Origin of the sequence: Streptomyces sp. NPDC090108 (genome assembly GCF_044747185.1) — a bacterium.
In the GTDB taxonomy this organism is placed as follows: domain Bacteria; phylum Actinomycetota; class Actinomycetes; order Streptomycetales; family Streptomycetaceae; genus Streptomyces.
The window spans coordinates 292698-318082 of sequence record NZ_JBIVDQ010000003.1 but is presented as its reverse complement, the minus strand read 5'-3'; the positions used below and the strand labels follow the sequence as shown (position 1 = coordinate 318082).

The 25385-nt window shown below is 72.8% G+C and carries 23 protein-coding genes; 10 read left to right on the top strand and 13 right to left on the bottom strand.

The features are described from left to right. Positions 1-300: 300 nt before the first annotated feature. The 5 genes from glgB to ACIPRD_RS11520 form a co-directional block, all read right to left on the bottom strand. Positions 301-2526 carry a 1,4-alpha-glucan branching protein GlgB gene (gene glgB / locus ACIPRD_RS11540; protein WP_401562323.1) on the bottom strand — a complete coding sequence of 742 codons (2226 nt, stop codon included), beginning with the start codon at positions 2524-2526 and terminating at the stop codon, positions 301-303. A 4-nt stretch (positions 2527-2530) separates the two neighbouring features. Continuing rightward, complete coding sequence (locus ACIPRD_RS11535; protein ID WP_356407024.1) at positions 2531-3895, bottom strand: maltokinase N-terminal cap-like domain-containing protein; 1365 nt, start codon at positions 3893-3895, stop codon at positions 2531-2533. Positions 3896-3926: 31 nt separating this feature from the next. Then, the gene (treS, locus tag ACIPRD_RS11530; protein WP_401562321.1) at positions 3927-5645 is read right to left on the bottom strand and encodes a maltose alpha-D-glucosyltransferase; all 1719 of its coding nucleotides are present in this window, start codon (positions 5643-5645) and stop codon (positions 3927-3929) included. After that, positions 5642-7633: an alpha-1,4-glucan--maltose-1-phosphate maltosyltransferase gene (locus tag ACIPRD_RS11525; RefSeq protein ID WP_401562319.1), complete on the bottom strand. Its 1992-nt coding sequence runs from the start codon at positions 7631-7633 to the stop codon at positions 5642-5644. The genes treS and ACIPRD_RS11525 overlap by 4 nt, the downstream gene beginning before the upstream one ends. Before the next feature lie 108 nt (positions 7634-7741). Next, the gene (locus ACIPRD_RS11520) at positions 7742-8041 is read right to left on the bottom strand and encodes a DUF5133 domain-containing protein (protein WP_356403059.1); all 300 of its coding nucleotides are present in this window, start codon (positions 8039-8041) and stop codon (positions 7742-7744) included. A gap of 304 nt (positions 8042-8345) precedes the next feature. On the opposite strand from ACIPRD_RS11520, the gene ACIPRD_RS11515 reads away from it, so the two are divergent. Beyond that, positions 8346-8882 (top strand): pep a2, encoded by a 537-nt coding sequence (locus ACIPRD_RS11515; protein WP_356403056.1) that lies wholly within the window; start codon positions 8346-8348, stop codon positions 8880-8882. Further along, complete coding sequence (gene glgX, locus ACIPRD_RS11510; protein ID WP_401562316.1) at positions 8879-11128, top strand: glycogen debranching protein GlgX; 2250 nt, start codon at positions 8879-8881, stop codon at positions 11126-11128. The genes ACIPRD_RS11515 and glgX overlap by 4 nt, the downstream gene beginning before the upstream one ends. Positions 11129-11407: 279 nt before the next feature. Here glgX and ACIPRD_RS11505 read toward each other — a convergent pair whose 3' ends face one another. Further along, positions 11408-12220, bottom strand: a complete 813-nt coding sequence (locus tag ACIPRD_RS11505) for a VOC family protein (RefSeq protein ID WP_356403050.1) — start codon at positions 12218-12220, stop codon at positions 11408-11410. 127 nt (positions 12221-12347) lie between these two features. Here ACIPRD_RS11505 and ACIPRD_RS11500 point away from each other — a divergent pair, with 127 nt between their 5' ends. Beyond that, positions 12348-12737, top strand: a complete 390-nt coding sequence (locus tag ACIPRD_RS11500; RefSeq protein WP_401562314.1) for an ANTAR domain-containing protein — start codon at positions 12348-12350, stop codon at positions 12735-12737. Positions 12738-12740: 3 nt separating this feature from the next. Here the strand turns inward: ACIPRD_RS11500 and ACIPRD_RS11495 are convergent, their stop codons facing one another. Continuing rightward, entirely contained in the window at positions 12741-13532 is a 792-nt protein-coding gene (locus ACIPRD_RS11495; protein ID WP_356403047.1) for an RNA polymerase sigma factor SigF, read from the bottom strand. A gap of 264 nt (positions 13533-13796) precedes the next feature. Between ACIPRD_RS11495 and ACIPRD_RS11490 the strand changes: the two genes are divergently transcribed. From ACIPRD_RS11490 to ACIPRD_RS11475, 4 genes are all read left to right on the top strand, one after another. After that, on the top strand, positions 13797-14252 hold the full coding sequence (locus ACIPRD_RS11490; RefSeq protein WP_356403044.1) for a MarR family transcriptional regulator: 456 nt from the start codon (positions 13797-13799) through the stop codon (positions 14250-14252). Between the two features lie 38 nt (positions 14253-14290). Continuing rightward, positions 14291-15154: an ABC transporter ATP-binding protein gene (locus ACIPRD_RS11485; RefSeq protein ID WP_401563165.1), complete on the top strand. Its 864-nt coding sequence runs from the start codon at positions 14291-14293 to the stop codon at positions 15152-15154. Further along, positions 15114-15977 carry an ABC transporter permease gene (locus tag ACIPRD_RS11480; RefSeq protein WP_401562312.1) on the top strand — a complete coding sequence of 288 codons (864 nt, stop codon included), beginning with the start codon at positions 15114-15116 and terminating at the stop codon, positions 15975-15977. Before ACIPRD_RS11485 ends, ACIPRD_RS11480 begins: the two co-directional genes overlap by 41 nt. Before the next feature lie 191 nt (positions 15978-16168). Beyond that, entirely contained in the window at positions 16169-16693 is a 525-nt protein-coding gene (locus tag ACIPRD_RS11475) for a hypothetical protein (protein ID WP_401562310.1), read from the top strand. A gap of 108 nt (positions 16694-16801) precedes the next feature. Here ACIPRD_RS11475 and hemC read toward each other — a convergent pair whose 3' ends face one another. From hemC to ACIPRD_RS11450, 5 genes are all read right to left on the bottom strand, one after another. Further along, a complete protein-coding gene (hemC, locus tag ACIPRD_RS11470; RefSeq protein ID WP_401562309.1) occupies positions 16802-17737 on the bottom strand; it encodes a hydroxymethylbilane synthase in 936 nt (311 codons plus the stop codon). Between the two features lie 96 nt (positions 17738-17833). Continuing rightward, complete coding sequence (locus ACIPRD_RS11465) at positions 17834-18619, bottom strand: NPP1 family protein (RefSeq protein WP_401562307.1); 786 nt, start codon at positions 18617-18619, stop codon at positions 17834-17836. 118 nt (positions 18620-18737) lie between these two features. Continuing rightward, positions 18738-19715, bottom strand: coding sequence for an ATP-dependent DNA ligase (locus ACIPRD_RS11460; protein WP_401563163.1), 978 nt, complete (start codon positions 19713-19715; stop codon positions 18738-18740). Between the two features lie 280 nt (positions 19716-19995). Beyond that, entirely contained in the window at positions 19996-20871 is an 876-nt protein-coding gene (locus tag ACIPRD_RS11455) for a DUF2690 domain-containing protein (RefSeq protein WP_401562305.1), read from the bottom strand. A 192-nt stretch (positions 20872-21063) separates the two neighbouring features. Further along, positions 21064-21651, bottom strand: coding sequence for a hypothetical protein (locus ACIPRD_RS11450; protein WP_356403027.1), 588 nt, complete (start codon positions 21649-21651; stop codon positions 21064-21066). Positions 21652-22051: 400 nt separating this feature from the next. Here ACIPRD_RS11450 and ACIPRD_RS11445 point away from each other — a divergent pair, with 400 nt between their 5' ends. The 3 genes from ACIPRD_RS11445 to ACIPRD_RS11435 all read left to right on the top strand — a co-directional run bounded on the left by ACIPRD_RS11445 (position 22052) and on the right by ACIPRD_RS11435 (position 24130). Next, positions 22052-22426, top strand: coding sequence for a hypothetical protein (locus ACIPRD_RS11445; protein WP_401562303.1), 375 nt, complete (start codon positions 22052-22054; stop codon positions 22424-22426). 5 nt (positions 22427-22431) lie between these two features. Then, positions 22432-22899, top strand: coding sequence for a peroxiredoxin (locus ACIPRD_RS11440; RefSeq protein ID WP_356403021.1), 468 nt, complete (start codon positions 22432-22434; stop codon positions 22897-22899). Between the two features lie 211 nt (positions 22900-23110). Beyond that, positions 23111-24130 (top strand): TauD/TfdA dioxygenase family protein, encoded by a 1020-nt coding sequence (locus tag ACIPRD_RS11435; protein ID WP_401562301.1) that lies wholly within the window; start codon positions 23111-23113, stop codon positions 24128-24130. Positions 24131-24262: 132 nt separating this feature from the next. Here ACIPRD_RS11435 and ACIPRD_RS11430 read toward each other — a convergent pair whose 3' ends face one another. Next, positions 24263-25351, bottom strand: a complete 1089-nt coding sequence (locus ACIPRD_RS11430) for an LLM class flavin-dependent oxidoreductase (RefSeq protein ID WP_401562300.1) — start codon at positions 25349-25351, stop codon at positions 24263-24265. Between the last annotated feature and the right edge of the window lie 34 nt (positions 25352-25385).

Genomic DNA, 25385 nt, shown 5'->3' with positions numbered 1-25385 from the left:
TTGCCGACCGGATCTGTCGTCGGCGGTGCACGAATGTAGCCCAGGCAAGCGCTTTCGGGGCCCGGATCAGGCAAGTCGTGATCCGCTGATGACCTGGGAGCGTCCGGACGTGGCCGGGGAACGTCCCTCGGAGCCCGTCACCGGCACACGACGACAGGGGCGGCCGGGGTCCTCGCGACCCCGGCCGCCCCTGGAACAGGCCGTTTGTGAAAGCGAATCGGCGTCCGGCGGCCCCGGATCAGCGTCCGGTGCGCCGGCTGCGGTGCGTGGGCCCCGACGGCCGGTGCGGGTGCGTGGGCCTCAACGCCCCTTTCCCGGTGCGGGGGTCAGCCAGACCGTGGACAGCGGCGGCAGGGTCAGCCGCAGGAAGCCGTCCTCCGGGGCGAGCGCCCCGCCGTCACCGGCGCCGGTGCCCACGCCCCCGCCGCCGTAGCGCCGGTCGTCCGTGTTCAGCGCCTCCCGCCAGGCGGGGACCTCCTCGGGGACCCACAGGCGGTAGTCCTCGCGGACGGCGGGGGAGAAGTTCGACACGGCCAGCAGCGGTGAGCCGGCGTGGTCGTGGCGGAGGAACGCGAGGACGTTGTCGTCGGCCGCGTCGCACAGCACCCAGCGGAAGGCGCCCGGATCCGTGTCCCGCTGCCACAGCGCGGGCGTGTCCCGGTAGCGGGAGTTGAGATCCCGCACCAGGTCGCGCACACCCCGGTGATCGCCCGCGGAGTGGTAGTCCTCGTCCAGCAGCCACCACTCCGGGCCGTGTTCCGCCGACCATTCGGCACCCTGCGCGAACTCCTGCCCCATGAACAGCAGTTGCTTGCCGGGGTGGGCCCACATGAAGCCCAGGTAGGCGCGGTGGTTCGCGCGCCGCTGCCACCAGTCGCCGGGCATCTTCGACACCAGGGCCTGCTTGCCGTGCACGACCTCGTCGTGCGAGATGGGCAGGACGTAGTTCTCGCTGTAGGCGTACACCATCGAGAACGTCATCTCGTTGTGGTGGTACTTGCGGTGCACCGGCTCGTGCTGGATGTACTCCAGCGAGTCGTGCATCCAGCCCATGTTCCACTTCAGGCCGAACCCGAGGCCGCCGCTGTCCGTCGGCCGGGTCACGCCCTCCCACGCGGTGGACTCCTCGGCGATGGTCACCACCCCGGGGCAGCGCCGGTAGACGGTGGCGTTCATCTCCTGGAGGAAGGCGACCGCGCCGAGGTCCTCCCGGCCGCCGAAGACGTTCGGCTCCCACTGCCCGGAGTCCCGCGAGTAGTCGAGGTAGAGCATCGAGGCGACGGCGTCCACGCGCAGCCCGTCGATGTGGAACTCCTCGCACCAGTACACGGCGTTCGCAACCAGGAAGTTGCGCACCTCGGTACGGGCGAAGTCGAACTCGTAGGTGCCCCAGTCCGGGTGCTCCGCTCGCCGCGAGTCCCCGGGCTCGTACAGCGGGTCCCCGTCGAAGCGGGCCAGCGCCCAGTCGTCCTTGGGGAAGTGGGCCGGCACCCAGTCCATGATCACGCCGACACCGCCCCGGTGCAGCGCGTCGACCAGGAACTTGAAGTCGTCCGGCGAGCCGAGACGGGGCGTCGGCGCGTAGTACGAGGTGACCTGGTAGCCCCAGGACCCGCTGAACGGGTGCCCGGCCACCGGCATCAGCTCCACATGCGTGAAGCCCATCTCCACCACGTAGGCGGGGAGTTCGACCGCGAGCTCGCGGTAGGTCAGCCCCGGACGCCAGGAGGGCAGATGGACCTCGTACACCGAGAACGGGGCCTCGTGCACGGGGGTGTCGCCCCGGTGGGCCATCCACTCGGCGTCGTCCCACTCGTAGCGCGACACCGCGACGACGGACGCGGTCGCGGGCGGCACCTCCGTGCGGCGGGCCATCGGGTCCGCCTTCAGGAACCGGCCCCCGTGGCGTGAGGTGATCTCGAACTTGTAGCGGGCGCCCTCCCCGATGCCCGGCAGGAACAGCTCCCACACCCCGGACGCGCCCAGCGAGCGCATCGGGTACTGCGTGCCGTCCCAGAACGTGAAGTCACCGGCGACGCGCACGCCCTGGGCGTTCGGCGCCCACACGGTGAACCGGGTGCCGGTGACCCCCTCGTGGGTCATCGGCTCGGCGCCCAGCGCCTTCCACAGCTGCTCGTGCCGGCCCTCCTGCACGAGGTGCAGGTCGAGTTCGCCGAGGGAGGGCAGGAAGCGGTAGGGGTCCTCCGTCTCCTGCTCCCCGTCGTCGTACGCGACGAGCAGCCGGTAGGACGGGATCCGGTGGTAGGGGAGGACGGCGGCGAAGAGGCCGTCGCCCTGCGGGGCCAGAGGGCTGCGCATCCCGTCGACCAGCACGCTCACGGAGCGCGCGTTCGGGCGCAGGGCCCGGAACAGGGTGCCGCCCGGCACCGGGTGCGCGCCGAGCAGCGCGTGCGGGTCGTGGTGCGTGCCGCCGAGGAGGCGGTCGTGGTCGGACCGTCCCAGGCGCAGCGCCGTGGCGCCGGCGGGGCCCGCCGTCTCGGGGGGCGAGGTGTCGCGCAGTGCCATGACGTCAGCCCCCCCACACGGCGAGTCGCTCGATCGCGGCCATCGGGACCGGCAGCCAGTCCGGCCGGTGTCTCGCTTCGTACAGCACCTCGTACACCGCCCTGTCCGTTTCGTGCGCGCGCAGCAGCGCGTGCTTCTTGCGTGGATCCCAGCCTGCCCGCGCGGCGTAGCCCGCGCAGAACGCCTCCCGGCAGCGGCGCGCCCACTCGGGTCGCCAGGGGCGGCGCTGCCGGGCCGCGTAGTCGAAGGAGCGCAGCATCCCGGCGATGTCCCGCACCGGGGAGTGCGCGGCCCGCCGCTCGGCGAGCGGACGGGAGGGCTCGCCCTCGAAGTCGATGACGAACCAGTCGCGTCCGGCCCGCAGCACCTGCCCGAGATGCAGGTCGCCGTGGATGCGCTGGGCGGGCGGTCCGGCGTCGCAGGTCTCCAGCGCGCCGAACGCCGCCCGCAGTCCGGGCACATAGGGCCGCAGCCCTGGCACGGCACGTGCGGCGGCCTCGAGCCGGGCGCGCATCCCTTCCGCGGTGCGGCCGTTCTCGCCCTGCGCGGCCGGCGGGAACGCCCCGGCGAGCGCCACGTGCACCTCGGCCATGGCCCGGCCCAGTTCACCGGCCTCGGTGGTGAAGTCGTCGCCCGCGGCGAGGGCACGCAGCGCCAGCGTCCAGCCGTCGGTGGCGTCCGGCAGGAACGGCTGGAGCACTCCCAGCGTGGCCGGACGCGGAGCGGACGTGCTGAACCACGCCACCGGAGCGGGCACCCGCCGGCATCCCTGCGCGGCCAGCGCGCCCGGCACCTCCAGGTCCGGGTTGACGCCCGGCTGGATGCGCCGGAACACCTTCAGGATGTACGAGTCGCCGTACACCAGCGAGGAGTTGGACTGCTCGGCGTCCAGCAGCCGGGGCGGCAGGCCCCCGGTCAGACCGGCTCCCGGAGCGGTCTCGAAGGTGAGCGGACCGGCGCTGCCGGGCTGCCGCAGCCGCTCCAGCAGCAGATGCGCGGCCCGCGGGTCGTGCAGGGCGTCGTAGACCGACAGCCCCGCCAGCGGCCCGCTCGTGGCCCGGCCGATGAAGGCCCGCTCCAGGCGCGGGGTGTGCTGCTCGCGCAGGCCGAGCAGCAGCTGGTAGCAGTCGCCCGGCGGGGGAGTGCCGCCCGGGGTGGGCACCGGCGCGTGCGAGGCGTGCACCAGCAGGTGGAGGCAGCCCGGGAACAGCTCGGTCATGGACAGCACGGACAGATCGGTGACCGGCCGGTCCTTGCCCGCGAACCAGCGCTGCCCGGGCAGCCACTCGTGCAGCATCCCGCCCAGCGAGGCCAGCGGCCCGCCGGCCACGGCGGCGGTTACGGGCCGGAGCGTGGTGGTCTTCGGCATGGTGACGCGTCCTTTCCTCGGCGCCGGGGCCTCAGCGGCGGCGGCCGATGCGGGATGCGACTCGGGTGAGCCGGAACCAGTAGAAGCCGTGTCCCGCGAGGGTGAGCAGGTACGGCAGTTCGCCGATCGCGGGGAAGCGCACCCCGCCGATCAGTTCGACGGGGTGCCGCCCGTCGTAGGTCTTCAGGTCGAGTTCGGTCGGCTGCGGGAACCGGGAGAAGTTGTGCACGCACAGCACGAGGTCGTCCTCGTACTCCCGCAGGAACGCCAGGACCGCCGGGTTGGAGGAGGGGAGTTCCGTGAACGAGCCCAGTCCGAAGGCGGGGTTCTGCTTGCGGATCTCGATCATGCGGCGGGTCCAGTGGAGCAGGCTGGACGGCGAGGACATGGCGGCCTCGACGTTGGTGACCTGGTAGCCGTGGACGGGGTCCATGATCGTGGGCAGGAACAGCCGGCCGGGGTCGCAGGAGGAGAATCCCGCGTTGCGGTCGGGGGTCCACTGCATCGGGGTGCGTACCGCGTCGCGGTCGCCGAGCCAGATGTTGTCGCCCATGCCGATCTCGTCGCCGTAGTAGAGGATCGGCGAGCCGGGCAGGGAGAGCAGCAGCGCGGTGAACAGCTCGATCTGGTTCTGGTCGTTGTCGAGCAGGGGTGCGAGGCGGCGGCGGATGCCGATGTTGGCACGCATCCGCGGGTCCTTGGCGTACTCCGCCCACATGTAGTCGCGTTCCTCGTCGGTGACCATCTCCAGGGTCAGCTCGTCGTGGTTGCGCAGGAAGATGCCCCACTGGCAGTTCGACGGAATGGCGGGGGTCTTGGCCAGGATCTCGGACACCGGGTGACGGGACTCGCGCCGTACGGCCATGAAGATGCGCGGCATCACGGGGAAGTGGAAGGCCATGTGGCACTCGTCGCCGCCGGTGGCGTAGTCGCCGAAGTAGTCGACCACGTCCTCGGGCCACTGGTTGGCCTCCGCCAGCAGCACGGTGTCCGGGTACATCGCGTCGATCTCGCGCCGGACCCGCTTGAGGAACGCGTGCGAGGCGGGAAGGTTCTCGCAGTTGGTGCCCTCGGCCGCGTAGAGATAGGGGACCGCGTCGAGCCGGAACCCGTCGATGCCGAGGTCCAGCCAGAACTTCAGCGCGGCCAGGATCTCCTCCTGCACGGCCGGGTTCTCGTAGTTCAGGTCCGGCTGGTGCGAGAAGAAGCGGTGGAAGAAGTACTGGCCGCGCACCGGGTCGAAGGTCCAGTTGGAGGCCTCGGTGTCGACGAAGATGATCCGGGCGTCCTCGTACTGCTTGTCGTCGTCGGCCCACATGTAGTAGTCCCCGTAGGGACCTTCGGGGTTCTTGCGGGACTCCTGGAACCACGGGTGCTGGTCGCTGGTGTGGTTCATGACGAAGTCGATGATGACGCGCATGCCGCGCTGGTGGGCGGCGTCGACGAACTCCACGAAGTCGGCGAGGTCGCCGAACTCGGGGAGTACGGAGGTGTAGTCCGAGACGTCGTAACCGCCGTCACGCAGGGGTGATTTGAAGAAGGGCGGCAGCCACAGGCAGTCGACTCCGAGCCATTGCAGGTAGTCGAGCCGGGCCGTCAGGCCCTTGAGGTCGCCGACGCCGTCACCGTCGCTGTCCTGGAAGGAGCGGACCAGCACCTCGTAGAAGACGGCGCGCTTGAACCACTCCGGGTCCCGGTCCTTGGCGGGAGTGTCCTCGAAAGTGTCCAGCACGGGTTCGTTGACAGTCATGAGGCTGCGGGCCCTCCGATCTGGGGCGTCTCACGCCCGACGTGGAGCACGTGCGCCGACGCCTCGCCGGGCGTGAGACGCACGTAGTTGGTCCTGCCCCAGTGGTAGGTCTCCCCTGTCAGTTCGTCGTGCACGGACAGGGCAGCGTTCCAGTCCAGGCCGAGTTGCGGCATGTCCAACGAGACCGTGGCCTCCTGGGTGTGATGCGGGTCGAGGCTGACGACCACGATGACCGTGTCCGTGCCCGTGCTCTTGCTGTAGGCGAGCACCGAGTCGTTGTCGGTCTGATGAAAGCGGAGGTTCCGCAGGCGCTGTAGCGCGGGATGGTTCCGGCGGATGGTGTTGAGGCGGGTGATGAGGGGGGCGATGGTGCGGCCCTCGCGTGCGGCGGCTTCCCAGTCGCGGTGGACGAGCTGGTACTTCTCCGAGTCGGCGTAGTCCTCGCCGCCCTCCCGCAGCGCGGTGTTCTCGCACAGTTCGTAGCCGCTGTAGACGCCCCAGGACGGGGACAGCGTCGCGGCGAGGACGGCGCGGATCTCGAACGCGGGGCGGCCGCCGTGCTGGAGGTAGGCGTGCAGGATGTCGGGGGTGTTGGCGAAGAAGTTCGGCCGCATGTAGGCCGCGGCCTCGCCCGACAGCTCGGTCAGGTACTCGGTGAGCTCCTGCTTGGTGTTGCGCCAGGTGAAGTACGTGTACGACTGCTGGAAACCGACCTGCGCGAGGGTGTGCATCATCGCCGGGCGGGTGAACGCCTCCGCCAGGAAGATGACGTCCGGGTCGGCGCCGTTGATCTCGCCGATGACCCGTTCCCAGAACACGACCGGCTTGGTGTGCGGGTTGTCGACGCGGAAGATCCGCACCCCGTGCTCCATCCAGTGCCGCAGCACCCGCACGGTCTCCGCGACCAGCCCGTCCATGTCCGCGTCGAACGCGACCGGATAGATGTCCTGGTACTTCTTCGGCGGATTCTCCGCGTACGCGATCGTCCCGTCCGGACGGTGGTGGAACCACTCCGGGTACTTCTGCACCCACGGATGGTCGGGCGAACACTGCAACGCGAAATCGAGCGCCACCTCCAGCCCCAACTCCCGTGCCCGGCCGACGAAGTGGTCGAAGTCGTCGAGCGTGCCCAGATCGGGGTGGATCGCGTCGTGACCGCCCTCGGGAGAGCCGATCGCCCACGGCACACCGACATCGTCCGGCGTGGCGTCCAGAGTGTTGTTGCGGCCCTTGCGGAACGTCGTGCCGATCGGATGCACCGGCGGCAGATACACCACGTCGAAGCCCATGTCGGCGATCGCCTTCAGCCGCCGGGCCGCCGTCCGGAACGTGCCGTGCGGCTGCTCCGCCGTCCCCTCCGAGCGCGGGAAGAACTCGTACCACGACCCGTACAGGGCACGCTCCCGCTCCACGAGCAGCGGCATCGCGTCCGAGGCCGTGACCAGCTCCCGCAGCGGGAACCGGGTCAGCACCTCCGCCACCTCGGGCGACAGGGCACCCGTCAGCCGGTCCGCCACTTCCAGGGTGTCGTCCCCGAGGGCCGTGGCGGCGGCGAGGACCAGCACCCGCTCCGGCCCCCTGGGCACTCCGGCCGCCGCGCGCTCGTAGAGCTCGGCGCCCTCCTCCAGGACCAGGCCGACGTCGATGCCGGCCGGGATCTTCACGTCCGCGGTGTGCCGCCAGGTCCGCAGCGGATCGCTCCAGGACTCCACCCGGAACGTCCAGCGGCCCGTGGCGTCGGGGGTGATCTCCGCACCCCAGACGTCGCTGCCGGGGGACAGTTCGCGCATCGGGGTCCACGGGCCGCGCCGGCCCTTCGGATCGCGCAGGACCACATTGGCGCCCACGGCGTCATGTCCCTCACGGAACACCGTGGCGGTGACCTGGAACGTTTCTCCGGTCACCGCCTTCGCCGGGCGCCTGCCACACTCCACGGCCGGCCGGACATCACGTACCGGTACGCGGCCGATAGCCGGGGTCCTGCGCATGCATCTCACCTCCGCCGTGCGCGAAGCCGGGCACCGGGCCCGGCTTCGCGATCCGAGAAACGGGGCGGCCGTCGCCGTCCCGCGGGGAACGCCATGAACGGTGCCAGCTCAGGGGCTTGGCGCCGTGGAACGCCGCTCCGAAGGCGGCGCGCGTCGGGCCGCCCGGCCCGGCTGCGGCCGGCCGTCCTGCTCGCGCAGGTAGCCGGCCAGGGTGGAGCGCAGATACCGCTCGGCCGCGTCCGCGGCCTCGCGGGCACAGCGTTTTCCCATCAGCACACACAACGTGTAGCCGGAGTCCTCGAAGGTGACCCGGACCGTGCGGTCGTGGGGCGAGGCGAGCATCTCGCGCTCCCATGCCCGGTAACGCCGCAACTGCCGGGCCACTTCGGCCTTGGCGGGTAGCAGCATGGCCCTCATTCACCTTCCACGCTCTCGACCGGTTCGCGCTCCCGACGGTCGGGTGGCGTCCGCGCAGGGAGGGGCACGGAACCGTTACGGCGATCGAGGCTTTCACTCATGGTGCACGTATGGACACACAACGTCCTGTTGGACCTTCAACGACCCGGCCGTTCGTGATGCTCGTGTTGCACGAATGGCGTAGCGACCGCAGGGTGGAGGTGACTCAGAAGCAACCGACGCTCACGTTACGTGTCCGGGATCCCTCCCGGCGGGGCGCGGCACCGGAAGCTTCGCCGGTGAGGAGCAAGCGACGATGAAGACCGCAGTGCCCTGCTACTACCACCTCGACGTGGAAGTCAGCCCCGAACGGGTCGGACAGGTCAGCCGCATCCTGGCCGCCCACCTGCGCTACTGGGACCTGGAGAACCTGGTGGTCCCCGTCCGTCATGGCGCCGAGCTGCTGCTCCGGGCCATCGACCAGCACGCCACCGACAAGGCCACGTCGATCGAGATGTGGTGGAACGGCCAGCACCTCATCACCGCCGTCGGCGGCGACGACCGGGACCTGCGCCCCGACCAGGACCTGCGGGCCTGCCTGGCCGACATCGCCGCCATGAGCGACGGCTGGGGCTGCTGTGCCACGGAGACCGGAAGCAAGATCATCTGGTTCTCCCAGCGCGCCCGCGCCGGGCAGCGCGTCCCGCTGGTGCCGATCGCCCCGGCGCCGAGCCTGCGCCAGGTGCTGCAAGTGCCGCGCGCGCTGCGGGCCGCTTCCGTGGCCGCGCCGGCCACGCCCCTGGACGACGTCCTCGACGACATCCTGGAGGGCGCCTTGGAGGGGGCCCGGTGACGTCGCGGAAGTCCCGGCAAGGGGTGCCCGTGTGGAGCGGGCACCCCTACCCGTTGGGCGCCTCCTTCGACGGGCAGGGCACCAATTTCGCCCTGTTCAGCGAGGTCGCCGAGGGGGTGGACCTCGTCCTGGTCGACGACGCGGGCGCCGAGACCCCTGTGGCCCTCCAGGAGGTCGACGGGTTCGTGTGGCACGCCCACCTGCCCGGAGTCGGGCCCGGACAGCGCTACGGATTCCGGGTGCGCGGGCCCTGGCAGCCGTCCCTCGGCAACCGGTGCAATCCCAGGAAGCTGCTGCTCGACCCGTACGCGCGGGCGGTGGACGGCCAGATCGACAACCACGCCTCCCTCTACGAGCACGCCGCCGACGGCCCGTCGCCGGGCGACAGCTCCGGGCACTCGATGCTCGGCGTGGTCACCGACCCGCACTTCGACTGGGGCGACGACAGCCCGCCGAACCGGCCGTACGCGGACTCGGTCATCTACGAGGCCCATGTGCGCGGCATGACCCGCACCCACCCGGAGGTCCCCGAGCGGCTGCGCGGCACCTACGCCGGTCTCGCCCACCCCGCGATCACCGGGCACCTGACCTCGCTCGGTGTGACCGCCGTCGAGCTGATGCCGGTCCACCAGTTCGTGCAGGACGGCGTCCTCCAGGACCGCGGGCTGTCCAACTACTGGGGCTACAACACCATCGGCTTCTTCGCCCCGCACAACGGCTACGCCGCCCACGGCTCGCGCGGCCGGCAGGTCGACGAGTTCAAGGCGATGGTGAAGGCGCTGCACGCCGCGGGCCTGGAAGTCATCCTGGACGTGGTCTACAACCACACGGCCGAGGGCAACGAGATGGGCCCCACGCTGTCCTTCCGCGGCATCGACAACGCCTCCTACTACCGGCTCGTCGACGGGGACTGGGGGCACTACTACGACACCACGGGCACCGGCAACAGCCTGCTGATGCGGCACCCTTACGTGCTCCAGCTGATCATGGACTCGCTGCGGTACTGGGTCACCGAGATGCACGTCGACGGCTTCCGGTTCGACCTCGCGGCCACGCTGGCACGGCAGTTCCACGAGGTGGACCGGCTGTCGGCGTTCTTCGACCTGATCCAGCAGGACCCGGTGATCAGCCGCGTCAAACTCATCGCCGAACCCTGGGACCTCGGTGAGGGCGGCTACCAGGTCGGCAACTTCCCGCCGCTGTGGTCGGAGTGGAACGGCCGCTACCGGGACGCCGTACGGGACTTCTGGCGGGCCGAACCCGGCTCGCTCGGCGAGTTCGCCTCCCGGCTCACCGGCTCCTCCGACCTGTACCAGCACAGCAGGCGCCGGCCGCGCGCGAGCGTCAACTTCGTCACCGCGCACGACGGCTTCACCCTGCGCGACCTGGTGTCGTACAACGACAAGCACAACGAGGCCAACGGCGAGGGGAACCGGGACGGCGAGAGCACCAACCGGTCCTGGAACTGCGGGGAGGAGGGCGACACCGACGACCCCGCCGTTCTCGCGCTCCGCGCCCGCCAGCAGCGCAACCTCCTCGCCACGCTGCTGCTGAGCCAGGGCATACCGATGCTGTCGCACGGCGACGAACTCGGGCGCACCCAGCGGGGCAACAACAACGCCTACTGCCAGGACAACGACGTCTCCTGGGTCGACTGGGACCTGACCGACGAGCAGCGCACGCTCGCCGGGTTCACCCGCTACGTCATCGGCCTGCGCGCCGGGCACCCCGTGCTGCGCCGCCGCCGGTTCTTCCGCGGCGAGACCGCGACCAACCCGCAGCAGCGGCTGCCCGACCTGACCTGGCTGCGGCCCGACGCCCGCGAGATGACCGACCGGGACTGGCAGCGCGGCGACGCGCACACCGTCGGCGCGTTCCTCAACGGGGACGCCATCGCCGAACGCGACTCCTTCGGGCGCCGCGTCGTCGACGACTCGTTCCTGCTGCTCCTCAACGGCTACTGGGAGCCCGTCGACTTCCGGCTCCCCGACGCCTCCTACGGCGAACGCTGGACCGCCCTGATCGACACCGCCGAGTCCGACGGCATTCCCGACGAACGTGAGCACAAGGCCGGCACCCACCTGCGTGTGGAGGCCCGGAGCCTGATCGTGTTGTCCCGTCCGTCGCTCGGGACGCCGCCCGTGCGGGCGGCGGGGCGCGCGTCCGGCAGGACGGGCGGGGGAGCGAAGGGGCGGTCCGCCGGGAAGCGGGGCGGGAAGTCCGGCGGGAGGGCGAACAGGAGATAGCGCCCGGCTCCGCCCCGCCGACGACACGGCACAGGTCACCGCCCTCGCGAGCGTTCCGCGCGAGGGCGGTGACCTGTTTTCGCGGCCCGCGTGGGGCATGCTGCGCGGCAGCGGCAGCGGCAGGGGCAGGGGCAGGGGCAGGGGCAGGGGCAGGGGCAGCGGCAGGGGACCGGGAGCCGAGCCCGGCCGGCCCCTGCGCGTGATCGCCGCGCCGGGGGTGTGGCGGCCGCCGCGCGGGACGCCGGCGTGGCGGCCGGCGGCGGTCGGCGCGCGTGGCGGTCAGCGGGTGTGGCGCGAGGTCACCGTGAACTGGGCCCCGTCGGGGTCCCGCAGGATCGCGTCCTGCTCCTCCTCCAGCAGCACGCTGCCGCCGTGCTTCTCGGCGGCGCGGGCGCAGGCCGACACGTCGGCCACCGTGAAATGAACCTGCCAGTGAGGGCGTACGGAGGGGTCGGGAGCCGCTTCCGCCGCGCCCGAGTCGATGCGCGCCACCACGTCGCCCCGGCTGCGCAGGACCACCTCGCCGCCCTCGTACTCCACCTCGCAGCACCCCGGTTTCCCGGAGGCCCAGTCGAGGATCTCGCCGTAGAAGATCGCGGAGTCGAAGGCGTTGCGGGTGTGCAGCCGGATGAAGGTCGGGGCCGCGCGGCGCCACGTCTCCCAGTTGGAGACCAGCTCGCCCTGCCAGATCCCGAAGGTGGCCCCGTCGCGGTCGGCGAGCAGCGCCGCCCGGCCGGGCGGGAAGGACAGCGGCCCGACCGCGGCCGTACCGCCGCGCTCGCGGGCGCGGGCCACGGCTACGTCGGCGTCCGGCACCGCGAAGTACGGCGTCCAGGCCACCGCCATCTGCCACATGTCGGCGACGGCCGCGATCCCGGCCACCGGCACGCCGCCCGCCAGCGCGATCCGGAAGTGGTCGCCCAGCTTGGCACTGCGCCATCGCCAGCCCAGGACGGCCGTGTAGAAGTCCTGGGTGGTCTGCCGGTCCCGGCTGGTCAGGCTCACCCAGCACGGGGCGCCGAAGACGGAGTGGGTGGAGACGGTCTCCTTGTTCTTCCTCGGTTCACCGCGGGGAGGGGTCTCATGGGTCATTGCGGTCGCGTCCTGCTCTCGGGGCCCGGCGGCCACCGCTCTGCGACCAGTGTCCAACCGGAAGGGGGTGGGGTGCCTGTCGAGTACCCCGGTGGCAAGGGGCCAGGCGAGTGAGCAGCATGGATGTATGGCGGACAGCGAGCCGGAACGGATCACCGAGCTGCGGACGGAAGTCGACCAGCTGAAGGAGGCCGTGACCTCCCACGCCGTCGTCGACCAGGCGATCGGGATGATGGTGGCCCTCGGCCGGATCTCCCCGGACCAGGGGTGGGAGGTGCTCAAGGAGGTCTCCCAGCACACCAACATCAAGCTGCGCACCATCGCGGAGCTGATCCTCGTCTGGGGCCGGCGGGGTGACATCGCGCCCGAGATCCGCGCGGAGCTGGAGAGCGCGCTCGACCGGCACGGGCCCGTACAGGTCCCCGGCGGAGAACAGATTCTGCCCGCCGTCACCCCGTCCTCGCCCGAAGCGACGGCGGACGGTGCCCATGGTGCCCCTACGGGGAACCACCCCTGAAGCTCAGTTGCTGTCCGACAGGAGTTCGGCCCGGAGCCGGTCGCAGCAGCCGCTGAGCAGCCGCGAGACGTGCATCTGCGAGATGCCGAGCTGTTCGGCTATCCGGCTCTGCGTCATGCCCCGGAAGAAGCGCAGATAGAGGATGACGCGCTCCCGCTCGGGAAGGGCCGCGAGGCACGGCTTGACGGCCGCGCGGTCCACCACGAGGTCGTACCCGGGATCCGGCTCCCCGAGGGAGTCGCCCAGCGCGTATCCGTCCGTACCGGCCACCTCCGCGTCGAGGGACAGCGCCGAGAAGCACTCCAGGGCCTCCAGGCCGGTGCGCACCTCGTCCTCGGTGAGCCGGGTGTGCGCGGCGATCTCGGCGACGGTGGGGGCGCGGCCGGGCGTGGTCTGCGCCAGCTCCTTCATGGCGCCGCGCACCCGGTTCCGCAGGTCCTGCACCCGGCGCGGCACGTGCAGGGTCCACATGTGGTCCCGGAAGTGGCGCTTGATCTCGCCGGTGATGGTCGGCACCGCGTAGGCCTCGAAGGCCCGTCCGCGCGCCGGATCGAAATGGTCCACGGCCTTCACCAGGCCGAGCGCGGCGACCTGGTACAGATCCTCCAGGGACTCGCCCCGGCCGCGGAACCGCACCGCGATCCGCTCGGCCATGGGCAGCCACAGGCGGACCAGCTCGTCCCGCAGCGCACGGCGCGCGGGCCCCTGCGGCAGTGCGGCGAGCCGTGCGAAGGACTCGGCCGTGTCGGGGGCGTCGTCATGGGGATGGGGCTTCGTGCAGCCAGTGACAGGCATCGTGCTTACTTCCCTCGGCTGAGACCGACAGTCGCCGTGGGAAGGGAGCGCTCGGACCCGGCACAGAAAGCTCGGGGCCCGGTCGGCACCGGTCTCCCACGGACGTGCCTCCTGGCCGAAGCACGACGTAATAATTCCCCCGGAAGGGTGAATCAAAACAAATGCCCCGCTCTGCGGCTTTTGTCCCTGCTCTCCGCTCCGACCGGTGGCGCCCTTGACCCGCTCTTGAGGTAATTACCTCTGTGACAGAGATAATCTCGAAGGGTGAACACCGCACCTCTCGCCGAGGAACTCGCCGACGCGCTGGTCCGCATCCCGCGGCTGATCCGGCGCCGGCTGCGGGCCGGTCTCACGGGGCCCAGGCTGCGCGGCGCCGAGGCGGAACTGCTGCGCATGGTCGAGGGGCGTCCCGGCGCCAGCGTCTCGGACGCCGCCCGTGAACTGCGTCTGGCGGGGAATTCCGTGTCGACCCTGGTCAACCGTCTCGTCCGGGACGGATACCTGATACGCGAGACCGACCCGGCCGACCGGCGGGCAGCCCGGCTGCTGCTCACCGACGCCGCCCGCACCCGCCTGGAGGCCTGGCGCCACCGCCGCGCCGAGCTGGTCACCGGGCAGCTCTCACGGCTCGACGAGGCCGACCGCGAAGCCCTGCGCGCCGCGCTCCCGGCCCTGCGCAAGCTGGCCGACGCCCTGCACGAGGAGGCCGAGGAAGAATGACGACCACCCCCGACGGCGCCACCGCCCCCGACGGCGCCATGACCCGCGACGGTGTCCCCGCCCCCGCCCCCACGGCCGGTGCGGCCGTCTCCTGCACACGGCTCACCTACGCCTTCGGTGACACCAACGCCGTCGACGGACTCGATCTGGACGTCCGCGAGGGCGAGGTGTTCGGGCTGCTCGGTCCGAACGGCGCCGGCAAGACCACCGCCATCCGCTGCGTCACCACCCTGCTCCCCGTGCCGGCGGGCACGGTCCGGGTCTTCGGCCACGACGCCGCCCGGGAACGCATGGCGGTGCGCCGCCTGCTCGGCTACGTCCCGCAGCAGCTGTCCGCCGACAGCGGACTCACCGGACGCGAGAACGTCGCCCTCTTCGCCCGCGTCTTCGACGTGCCGCGCCGCGAGCGCGCCGAGCGGGTCGCCCAGGCGCTCGCCGCCGTCGATCTCACCGATGCCGCCGACCGGCTGGCCGGCACCTACTCCGGCGGCATGGTCCGCCGCCTCGAACTCGCCCAGGCCCTGGTCAGCGCGCCCCGGCTGCTGATTCTCGACGAGCCCACCATCGGCCTGGACCCCATCGCCCGCACCAGCGTCTGGGCGCACATCGACGCCGTCCGCGCCGCCACCGGCATGACCGTCCTGGTCACCACCCACTACATGGACGAGGCCGACCAGTACTGCGACCGGGTCGGCCTCATGCACCGGGGCCGCGTCCGCGCCCTGGGCACCCCGGCCGAGCTGCGCCGGGGCCTGGCCGAACGCCGGGAGACGGACACCCTGCCCACGCTCGAGGACGTGTTCCGCGAGGTCGCCGGCAGCGGCCTCGGCGACCGGGACCGTTCAGGAGGAGACTTCCGCGATGTCCGAAGCACCCGCCGCACCGCCCGCCGTGTCGGCTGACCCCGGCGCCGTGACCGCCCCGGCCTCCCTGCTGCTGACCCCGCCCCGCCCGCGCTCCGGCTGGCGGCTGCTGCCCGCCCGGGTCGTCGCCATGTGCGCCGTCGAACTGCAGAAGCTGCGCCACGACCGCACCGAGCTGTACACCCGGGCGGTCCAGCCGGCCCTGTGGCTGCTGATCTTCGGGCAGACCTTCACCCGGATCCACGCGATCCCCACCGGCGGCATCCCCTACATCGACTACCTGGCGCCCGGCATCATCGCCCAGTCCGCGATGTTCATCGCGATCTTCTACGGCATCCAGATCATCTGGGAGCGGGACGCCGGCATCCTGAACAAGCTGCTCGTCACGCCGACCCCGCGCTCGGCGCTGATCACCGGCAAGGCGTTCGCGGCGGGGGTCAAGGCGCTGATCCAGGCCGTCGTCGTGGTCGTCATCGCCGCCCTGCTCGGCGTCGCCCTCACCTGGAACCCGCTGCGGCTGCTCGGTGTCGCCGCGGCCGTGATCCTCGCCTCCGCCTTCTTCTCCTGCCTGTCGATGACCATCGCCGGCATCGTCCTCAGCCGCGACCGGCTGATGGGCATCGGGCAGGCGATCACCATGCCGCTGTTCTTCGGCTCCAACGCCCTCTATCCCGTCTCGATCATGCCGGGCTGGCTCCAGGCCGTCAGCAAGGTCAACCCGCTCAGCTACCAGGTGGACGCCCTGCGCGGACTCCTGCTCGGCACCCCGGCCCACCTCGGCCTCGATTTCGGCGTGCTGGCGCTGGCCGCCGCCCTCGGCATCGCCGCGGCCTCCTCGCTGCTCGGCCGCCTGGCCCGCTGATCTTGCCGCCGACGTGATGTACGGCACGCCCCCGCGCCCCGGCCGCCGGCCCACCGCGGGGGTTTTTCCTGGGCAGCGCTTGATCGCCGATCAAAGGGGGTGAATCGCCTGGCGACGTCGCATTCCGCTCATTTGACAGTGCGCTGAGCACACGGATAGACAGCACCTCTTGAGAGTTCGAGAGGGGCGCCGTGTACGAGCCGAACGTGGTCGGTGACTGGCAGGAGTACGACGAGCACGCGGGCCTGCGGGTGCGCGTGCACCGTCTGGAGCCGGCCGAGCCGCCGCGCGGACGCGACGAGGCCGCCGCCGGTCTGGCGTACTTCACCGTCCGGGTGACCGTCGAGAACCGCGGCACGCGGCACTACGGCATCCATCTCGAGGACGGCCAGCTCGACGTCCGCGTCGGACCCGACGGGGAGGGCGCGTTCCTCGACTGGCGCAACTCCCAGTTCATCGAGGGCTTCGACGTGCACCCCCTGCGCCGGGCCACCGCCGTGCTCTACGCGGCCGCGCCGGAGGCCGCGCTCGGCCACGTCGACATCCAGGTGCAGCTGCGGGTCGACGACGAGTGGGCCGACCGCCGTCTGTGGACCGGCGGCATCGGCGTCCAGGAGGCCGCGACCGCCGCGGTGACGGTGAGCGCCGGGCCCGGCAGCCTCACCCACCAGGTGGCCGCCTTCCTGAAGGAACAGGCCGACCCGGGCACCGCCTGACCGGCGGGACCAGCGCCGGCGGCCCGCCCCGCGGCACCCCGCGCCGGCGGCGCGCGTCACGTGACCCGGCACCGGGTCACGGGCCGCCCCGGCGGCCCGTGACGGCGGTCAGTGCGCGATGCCGTCGATGATCTCCCGCGCCCCCTGGCGCAGCAGGGCGACCGCCACCGACGTGCCGAGCGTGGCCGCGTCCAGCCGCCCCGCCCACTCGTGGGCGTTCAGCCTGGTCTTGCCGTCCGGTGTGAACACGCACGCGCGCAGGGAGAGTTCGCCGCTGTGGTCCACGCGCGCGAAGCCGGCGATGGGGCTGTTGCAGTGCCCCTGGAGGACGTGCAGGAACATGCGCTCGGCCGTGGCCTCGCGGTGCGTGGCGGGGTCGCCGAGACCGCTGACCGCGTCGATCACCTCGGTGTCGCCCTCCCGGCACTGCAGGGCGAGGATGCCCGCGCCGATCGGCGGCATCATCGTCTCCGTGGACAGCACCTCGCTGATCACGTCCTCGCGGCCGATCCGCTCCAGGCCCGACACCGCGAGCAGCAGCGCGTCCGCCTCGCCCGCGGCCAGCTTCTCCAGGCGCCGGTTGGCGTTCCCGCGGAAGGGCACGCACTCCAGGTGCGGGTGCGTGGCGGCCAGCTGGGCCACCCGGCGGACCGAGGAGGTGCCGATCCGGGTGCCGGCCGGCAGTGCGTCGAGGGTGAGACCGCCCGGGTGCACCAGCGCGTCACGGATGTCGTCGCGCCGGAGGAACGCGGCGAACACCGTGCCGGCGGGCAGCGGCCGGTCCGCGGGCACGTCCTTGACGCAGTGGACCGCGAGGTCCGCCTCGCCGGCCAGCAGGGCCGCGTCCACCTCCTTGGTGAACGCCCCCTTGCCCTCGACCTGGGACAGGTCGCCGAGCCACTTGTCGCCGGTGGTCTTCACGGGGACGACCTCGGTGCGCACACCGGGATGCAGCGCCTCCAACTCGGCGCGTACGCGCTCGACTTGGGCGAGTGCCATCGGTGAGTCACGGGACACGATGCGGATCAGCTCGGGCACGGACATGGGGGACACCCTAGACCCTGGCGGCCGCCGGACCGCACACCGGCGTCCCCCGGGCGGCATCCGTCGCCCCGCCGGGGGAAGCCGGTGCCGGCCGGGTCAGGCGTTGGGGTCGAAGGGGATGCCCGCCGGCTTGGCCGAGGACAGATGGGAGGCGAAGCTCGCGTCCTTCAGGCCGAAGTTGGCGCTGCCGAAGTCGTAGGAGCTCAGCTTGTCGCGGAGGCCCGCCGGGTAGCCGTTCCAGCCGACCAGCGGCGGGTACTGCCAGGTGTGCTTGTGGTTCTCCGGCGGTTCGTCGTTGGTGTTGGCCAGCCGGAAGCAGTGCGTGCCGATGCCGTCCTTGTGGTAGACGACCTTCGCGTGCGTGCCCTCGAAGCGCACGTCGGAGGCGGGGTGCACGGTGAAGGAGCCGTGGTTCGACGTCGACACGTAACGGACCTGCCCGTCCTGCACCCAGACGACCACATGCTCCCAGTCGTTGCGGTGCCCGCCGAGGCTGATGCCGGGCAGTGCCTGGTCCTTCTCGAAGTAGAGGCCGTACAGATAGCCGCACCAGCCGTTGTTGCACTTGTAGCGCGAGTAGCTGTTGGTGTTATCCAGGTCCGAGGCGTCGTGGCAGTTGCCGTTCAGCGCGCCGGTCGGGTTCAGGCCCGGATTGATCGTGCCGTCGGTGCCGATCGCGGGCGTCGGGTAGCAGCCGTCCGTGTCGTAGTCGAAGGCGGGCTGGTACGTCAGCTCGTCCGGCTCGGCGCTGACGGGCAGCGCCGGCGGCGGGCCCGCGTACGCGGCCGCGGGGAAGGCGACGGCGAGCACGGCGGCACCGGTGAGCGCGGTGAGCGCCGTGAGTCGTCCGCCGCGCCGGAACCGGGCGGTGAGAGAGGTCAAGGAAATCTCCAACTGTGGTGGGGGGTACGGGAGTTCAGCATCCCGGTGAAGTGTCCCGGTGCCAAGACGTCCCGTGCGTCCCAGGAGTGAAACCCTGCCCAACGGGCGTCGTCGTGCCTCAGTCGCCGTCCTCGGGAAGGCCGGCCGACGACTCCTCCGGCGTGAGGTCCGGGCGCAGCCGCAGCCAGGTCGGCTGCCGCAGCAGACCGGCCCGGGTCCGTGTGCTGAAACCGACCTCGCCGACCAGCCGGGGCAGCACCCAGTGCGCGTCCGGGATCCGCGGCGCCGGGTCGAAGGGGCAGTCCTCGCTCGCGGCGGCCCGCAGCAGCGCCGCCAGTCCGGCACGCTCCGCCTCGTCCCAGCCGGTGCCCACCCGGCCCGCGTACCGCAGCCTGCCACCGTCCCGCCGGCCGACCAGCACCGCGCCGGGCAGCCCGGCGAGCCGCCCCTTGCCGGGCAGCCAGCCGCCGACGATCACGTCCTCGCTGCGCACGTTCCGGATCTTGATCCAGGACCGGGACCGCACCCCGGGTTCGTACACCGAGTCCAGCTTCTTGCACACGAGCCCCTCCAGGCCGTGCTCCCGGGTCGCGCGCAGCGCCTCGGCGCCGTGTCCGACCACCGCGGCGGGCGTGGACCAGTAGGCACCGGTGAGGCCCAGGTCCTCCAGGCGTGTGCGCCGCCGCGCGTAGGGGACGCTCAGCAGCGGCTCCGCCAGGTACGGCACGTCGAACAGCACGAGATGGACCGGCACCCGGGCGGCCCGGCGCGCCGCCGTCGCGGGGGAGTGGGCGAGACCCATCCTGCCCTGGAGCAACTGGAAGTCGGCGCGCCCCTGTTCGTCCAGGGCCAGCACCTCGCCGTCCAGCACGGCAGGGGTGCCGCCCAGGATCCCGCCGAGCGCGCCGAGTTCGGGATAGGCGCCGGTGATGTCCTCCCCGGAGCGGGCCCGCAGCAGCACGGTGCCGTCACCGGGCAGGTACACCATCACCCGCTGGCCGTCCTGCTTCGTCTCGTACGCCCATCGCGCGTCCTGCGCGGGGGACGGCAGGCTTCCGCGGGTGGCGAGCATCGGCGGGACGAGCGGCAGTGTCATGGCGGTCACGGCAGAAGGTGTCGACCGCGGGCGCCGCCGGCACGCGCCTTTCGGCACCGGTTCCCCTGAACGGGGCCGCGCGGACCCCGGCGGAACGCCCGGCCGTGCCCGTGAGGCGCCGTCCGGTCCGGGATGCCGGCGCGGCTCTGCTCTCCCGCGCGCAGGGCCACCGCCCGACCGCCCTCGCCCGCACGCGCAGGGCCACCGCCCGCCCGCCCCCGCCCGCAGGCCTCCGTGCGCACGTGGGCGTCGCCGTGGGCGTTTCCGTGGGCGGGCGGCGCTACTTCACGGACAGAGCCTCGTCCATTCCGTCCGGCTCCGCGTCCAGCCCCGTGCAGGCCACCTCTCCCGCCGCCTCGGCGCACGCCTCCACACCCCGCGGTGAGCGGACGGCGAGCATCGGGCTGGTCCCGCCCGCCGAGCCGTCGGCCGGATAACTGGCCGACAGGGCGTCCTGGCCCGACCGTACCGACACCTCCATCGACCGCGGGGTGTGCGTGCGCGCCTCCGACCAGGCGGTGCCGCAGGAGGGCGAGTAGCGCAGCCGGACGTCGTAGGCGGCCCCCGAGACCGAGCTCTCGGTGCGGGCGTCGCGTGCGCAGGCCGACTGTTCGGGCAACTCGCCCCGGCAGACGTGCCCGTGGCAGTGCGGGACCGCCGCCAGGACGCGTACGGAGGGCATGCCGACCCGGTCGGGCAGGGCGACGACGGCGGTCACGCCGAGCAGCGCCAGCGCGGGCAGCGGCGCCCACCGCGCCCAGGCGCGCCGGCCGCCGCCCGCTCCGCCCGTCGCCTCGCCGCCCGTGCCGCCGTGCGCCGCGCCGCCGTGCGCCGCGCCGCTTCGCTCCCCGCCGCCCGCCTCTCCGGCGCCGGCCGCGGCGGCACCCTCGTCCGCCGGTCCGGCCGGCGGTGGCGCGCAGGCCGCTTCCCGGCGGGCCAGTACGGCCGCGGGGTCCGTGCCCGCGAGGCGGCTCAGCGCCTCCACGGCCGCGGCGGGGGGATGCTGGCCGCCCGTCAGATAGCGGTGCCAGGCGGACTTGCTGTACGGGGTGCGCGCGGCCAGCGCCGCCAGGCTGAGGCCCGTGCGGTCCTTCAGCTCGCGCAGGCCCGCCGCCAGGTCCTCTTCCGGTGTGCCCGTCTCCCGGGGATGCAGCATGGCGCGTCCCTCGACTCCCATTCCGCTATGGGCGCTTTGGCCCCTGATGTCCCATGGCTTCCCGGGGATGGGGCTGCCGCAACACCTGACAGGTCATGAGGGGGTGATCCGCGTGACACGCCGAAGGCCTGTTCGGGACACGGAACTCCCGGACAGGCCTCGGCGGTCAGGTCGTACGACGAACGGCGGCCGTCAGCACCAGGGGACGGTGCGCCCGGTGCGTACGTAGCGGGCGGCGACGTAGCCCCGGTGGCCGGCGAGCCGGTACCAGGTGTGGTCGCCGCGCACCCCGGAGCCGTAGGTCCGGCAGGACAGCGCGATCAGCCGGCCCGTGTGCCGGTGTCCGGTCACGCGGTAGCCGGTGCCCGGACCGGAGCGGACGTTCAGCCGCGTGCGGTGGGTGCTCACGCGGCCGAGGAGGGCCGGGGTGCGGTAGGCGGCGGGCAGGGGCCGGTAGGAGGCGAGTCCCCGGGTGAGGACGTGTCGGACGCGGCGCGGGTGGAGCCGACGGTGCGTGCGGTGCGTGCGGCAGGCGGAACGGTGCGCGCCGCGGGTACGGCACGCCGTGCGGCGGGCGGGGCGGACGCGGTGTGCGGCGTGTCCCGTCCGCACCCGGACGAGCTGGGCGGGGTCCTGGAGGGCGTGGGCGAGCTGCTGGGCCGTCAGGACGGGGACCGGCTGCGGTGCCGCGGCCGCGGGGGCCGCGCCGGCCGCCGTGGGCAGGAAGGCGAGCGCCGCGACCGTGGCCAGCAGGCCGCTCTTGAGGGTCCGTCGGATCATGGAAACCTCCGGCTGTCGTTCTCGTGACCACCAGCCGTGATCACGACGTCAGCCTTGCCGCCGGGGGTGCCCGCGATGCCGTCCCCGCGTCCCGTGGGACGCCCGGGACGTTCCCGGGGACGGCCCGCCGCCGGACGCCCCGCGCGCACGGGGTTCCGGGCCGGGCGTTCCGCCGTGCCCGCGCGACCGGACCGGGGCCGCGGCACGCGCCGGTCCGCCCCAGGTCCGCTGTGCGGCCGGACCGTACGGCCGCGCCCGGCCGCAGTGCCGTCGGACCCTACGGCCGCGCCCGGTCCTCGGTGGCCGGATTGCTGGGCCGCGGACCGTGCGGGCCGCCCCGCGATCTCCGTCGCGTCTACCCTGGAGTAATATCCGGCGGCAGGTCATCAGAGGAGACGACGTGCCCCGGCCCACCGAACGCTCACCCTTGTTGCTGGCCGGTCTGCTGGCCGCGGCCGGGGTCGCCCACTTCGCCGCGCCGCGCCGGTTCGACGCCACGGTACCCGCGCTGCTCCCGGGCTCGCCCCGGGCCTGGACGTACGGCAGCGGGGCCGTGGAACTGGCGCTCGCGGCCGGTGTCGCCACGCGCCGGACGCGCCCGGTGGCCGCGAAGGCGGCCGCCGCTTTCTTCGTCGGGGTCTTCCCGGCCAATGTGAAGATGGCCCTGGACTGGCGTCACCGGCCCGCGCCGCAGCGCAACGCTGCCCTGGCCCGGCTGCCGCTCCAGGTGCCCCTGGTGCTGTGGGCCCGACGTGTGGCCCGCGGCGGAGAGTGACGGTCATGAGCGAACGCATCGAGGTCGGACAGAAGGCCGAGGACTTCACGCTGCCGGACGAGACCGGCACCCCACGGCGTCTCACGGAACTGCTCGCCGCCGGACCGGTGGTGCTGTTCTTCTACCCCGCGGCCCTCTCGCCGGGCTGCACCGCCGAGGCCTGCCACTTCCGCGACCTCGCCGCGGAGTTCGCGGAGGCCGGCGCCCAGCCCGTCGGGATCAGCGGTGACAGCGTGGAGCGCCAGCAGGAGTTCGCCGGGCGGCACACCCTCGGCATGCCGCTGCTCTCCGACCCCGACGGAACGGTCCGTGAGCTGTTCGGAGTCAAGCGGGGCTTCGCCCTCGTGCCCACCAAGCGGGCCACCTTCGTCATCGGGCAGGACCGCACCGTCCTGGAGGTCGTCCGCAGCGAGGTCCGCATGAACACGCACGCCGACCGGGCCCTCGCCGCACTGCGCGCCGCCAAGGCCTGAGCCGCCAGGGCCGGCGGCACCGGGTCCTGGACCTCGGATCCCGGACTTCGGACCTCGGACCTCGGACCTCGGGTCCCGGATCCGTGACGCCGCCGGCCCGCCGGTCCGTCGCGCCGCTCCCGGGCGAGGAGCCGCGTGAGGCCCTGTCGCCGCCGGGCCGCTTCACTGCCACGATCTCCCTGGAGCCGGTACGACGACCATCGGAGCGCGCATGACGACGGACAGGGCCACCACCGAACAGACCGGCCGGGAGGAGCACGGCGCAGGCGCCGGACAACCCGCCGGGCCGGAACGGGTGAACGGCGTCGAGGTGCGGCCGGTGGCCGGGCACATCGGCGCCGAGATCACCGGCGCCGATCTCGCGGGTCCCCTGGACGACGACGTGGTCGCGCTCATCAGGCGGGCGGTGCTGCGCTGGAAGGTCGTGTTCTTCCGGGGCCAGAAGCTCGACCACGCGGGACACGTCGCCTTCGCCCGCCGGTTCGGCGAGCCGGTCGTCCTGGGCCGGCGCGGCGGTGCCTCGCCGGCCGGCCATCCCGAGGTGGAGACCACCGCCGACCGGCTGGAACTGGGCGGCCGGTTCGGGATGGAGCACGACGAGTGGCTGCGCCGGCGCCGGCACAGCCTGCTGCGCGGCTGGCACTGCGACCACGGCGCCCGGATCGACCCGCCGGCCGCGACCGTGCTGCGCGCCGAGACCGTGCCGCCGTACGGCGGGGACACCACCTGGGCCAATCTCGCCGCCGCCTACGCCGGCCTGTCCGCTCCGGTCCGTGCCTTCGTGGACGGACTGCGCGCCGAACACCGGCTCGGTGTCGGCTACCAGCCCCGGCCGGGCGAGGACGCCTACCTCCGTCACCTCCAGGACCATCAGGTCGCCTCGGTGCACCCGCTGGTACGGGTGCACCCTGAGACGGGGGAGCGGGTGCTGTCCGTCAACGGGTACTACCTGGAGCAGATCGCCGACGTGTCCCGCCCCGAGAGCGCCGCCCTGCTGGAGATGCTCCTCGAACAGGCCGTCCGCCCCGAGTACACGGTCCGCTTCCGCTGGGAACCGGGCAGCGTCGCCTTCTGGGACAACCGGGCGACCATCCACCTCGCGCCCGGTGACAGCGCCCACCTCGGCTTCCCTCGGATCATGCACCGGGTGATGCTCGCCGGTGACGTACCGGTGGGCGTCGACGGCAGGCGCTCCCGGGCCGTGGTCGGGACCGAGCCCGGACGCTGGTGACCGCGCCCGCGGCACTCCGGCACCGGTGACCGCGCACGCACCCGCCGCCGGACGCCGGTGACCGCGCACGCTCCGTGCGGCCGGTGACCGCGCCCGCTCCGCGGGGGCGGCGCTGCCGTACGGCGGCCGGGGTCAGGCCGTCGGCCGCCATCCCAGCGCGGGGCCCAGACCGGTCGCCATGTCCGTGAGTATCTGCACGTAGTCCTCGTGCCCGAAGGTGAACGGCAGCGCGAACGCCACCTCGTCGACCTCGCGGAACGCCGCGTCCTCCAGCAGCCGCCCGGCGATCTCGTCGGACGTGCCGACCAGGTCGGGCGCGAACATCAGCCGCGCGGGGCCCTGCGGCGACGCCGTGCGCGGCAGCCGCCCGGCGGCGTACGCGTGGTACCGGGCCCGCTGCTCCGGGGTCGCGGAGTCGGTGGGGATCACCACCAGGCCCTGGGAGACCCGGGCCGCGTCGCCGTCGGGGTGGGCGGCACGGAAGGCGCGGATGTGGGACAGCTGGACCGCGGTGAAGTCCTGCGGGCCGTCCCCGTCCCCGGCCCCACCTCCGTCCCTGTCTCCCGCCCCGGCCCCGCCTCCGTCTCCCGCCCCGTCCCCGGCCTTGACGACGCTGCTCGTCAGGAAGTTCATGCCGTGCTCGCCGGCCCAGCGGGCCGAGCGGAGACTGCCGCCGCCGTACCAGAGCCGCCGGTCCAGCCCGGGGGAGTGCGGCTGGACCACGTCGGAGAAGACCTCGAAGCCCTCCACCCCGCTGAAGCCGCCGGCGGGCTTGCCCCGCACCAGGTCCAGCAGCCGCCGTACCCGCTCGTGACCGAAGTCCTCCGCGTCGGCGGTGTCCGGGTAGAGCGCCTCCTTGACCTGCTCGAAGTGCATCGGCGGGCCCACGCTGACGCCCGGGTTCAGCCGGCCGCCGGACAGGATGTCGACGGTCGCCAGGTCCTCGGCCAGGCGCAGCGGGTTCTCCCAGCCGAGCGGGATCACCGCCGTGCCCAGCTCGATGCGGCTGGTGCGCTGCGAGGCCGCCGCCAGCACGGCGACCGGGGAGGAGATCCCGTACTGCAGATGGCGGTTGCGCACCCAGGCGCTGTCGAAGCCCAGCCGCTCGCCCAGCTCGATGATCTCCAGCGTGGACTCGTGGCCCCGGCCCGGATCGGCCGCGTCGAACAGGCCGATGGTGAGGAAGCCCAGCTTGCGCAGCGGGCGGGGAGTGGACGGCACGGGCTCCTCCAGTGGTCGTACGCGAGTTCCCTCC

Excerpts from the sequence above, each read along its gene's own strand:
- glgB (WP_401562323.1), bottom strand. The coding sequence starts at position 2,526 with ATGGCACTGCGCGACACCTCGCCCCCCGAGACGGCGGGCCCCGCCGGC.
- ACIPRD_RS11535 (WP_356407024.1), bottom strand. The coding sequence starts at position 3,895 with ATGCCGAAGACCACCACGCTCCGGCCCGTAACCGCCGCCGTGGCCGGC.
- treS (WP_401562321.1), bottom strand. The coding sequence starts at position 5,645 with ATGACTGTCAACGAACCCGTGCTGGACACTTTCGAGGACACTCCCGCC.
- ACIPRD_RS11525 (WP_401562319.1), bottom strand. The coding sequence starts at position 7,633 with ATGCGCAGGACCCCGGCTATCGGCCGCGTACCGGTACGTGATGTCCGG.
- ACIPRD_RS11520 (WP_356403059.1), bottom strand. The coding sequence starts at position 8,041 with ATGCTGCTACCCGCCAAGGCCGAAGTGGCCCGGCAGTTGCGGCGTTAC.
- ACIPRD_RS11515 (WP_356403056.1), top strand. The coding sequence starts at position 8,346 with ATGAAGACCGCAGTGCCCTGCTACTACCACCTCGACGTGGAAGTCAGC.
- ACIPRD_RS11505 (WP_356403050.1), bottom strand. The coding sequence starts at position 12,220 with ATGACCCATGAGACCCCTCCCCGCGGTGAACCGAGGAAGAACAAGGAG.
- ACIPRD_RS11500 (WP_401562314.1), top strand. The coding sequence starts at position 12,348 with ATGGCGGACAGCGAGCCGGAACGGATCACCGAGCTGCGGACGGAAGTC.
- ACIPRD_RS11495 (WP_356403047.1), bottom strand. The coding sequence starts at position 13,532 with ATGCCTGTCACTGGCTGCACGAAGCCCCATCCCCATGACGACGCCCCC.
- ACIPRD_RS11485 (WP_401563165.1), top strand. The coding sequence starts at position 14,291 with ATGACCCGCGACGGTGTCCCCGCCCCCGCCCCCACGGCCGGTGCGGCC.
- ACIPRD_RS11480 (WP_401562312.1), top strand. The coding sequence starts at position 15,114 with ATGTCCGAAGCACCCGCCGCACCGCCCGCCGTGTCGGCTGACCCCGGC.
- hemC (WP_401562309.1), bottom strand. The coding sequence starts at position 17,737 with ATGTCCGTGCCCGAGCTGATCCGCATCGTGTCCCGTGACTCACCGATG.
- ACIPRD_RS11460 (WP_401563163.1), bottom strand. The coding sequence starts at position 19,715 with ATGACACTGCCGCTCGTCCCGCCGATGCTCGCCACCCGCGGAAGCCTG.
- ACIPRD_RS11455 (WP_401562305.1), bottom strand. The coding sequence starts at position 20,871 with ATGCTGCATCCCCGGGAGACGGGCACACCGGAAGAGGACCTGGCGGCG.
- ACIPRD_RS11450 (WP_356403027.1), bottom strand. The coding sequence starts at position 21,651 with ATGATCCGACGGACCCTCAAGAGCGGCCTGCTGGCCACGGTCGCGGCG.
- ACIPRD_RS11440 (WP_356403021.1), top strand. The coding sequence starts at position 22,432 with ATGAGCGAACGCATCGAGGTCGGACAGAAGGCCGAGGACTTCACGCTG.
- ACIPRD_RS11435 (WP_401562301.1), top strand. The coding sequence starts at position 23,111 with ATGACGACGGACAGGGCCACCACCGAACAGACCGGCCGGGAGGAGCAC.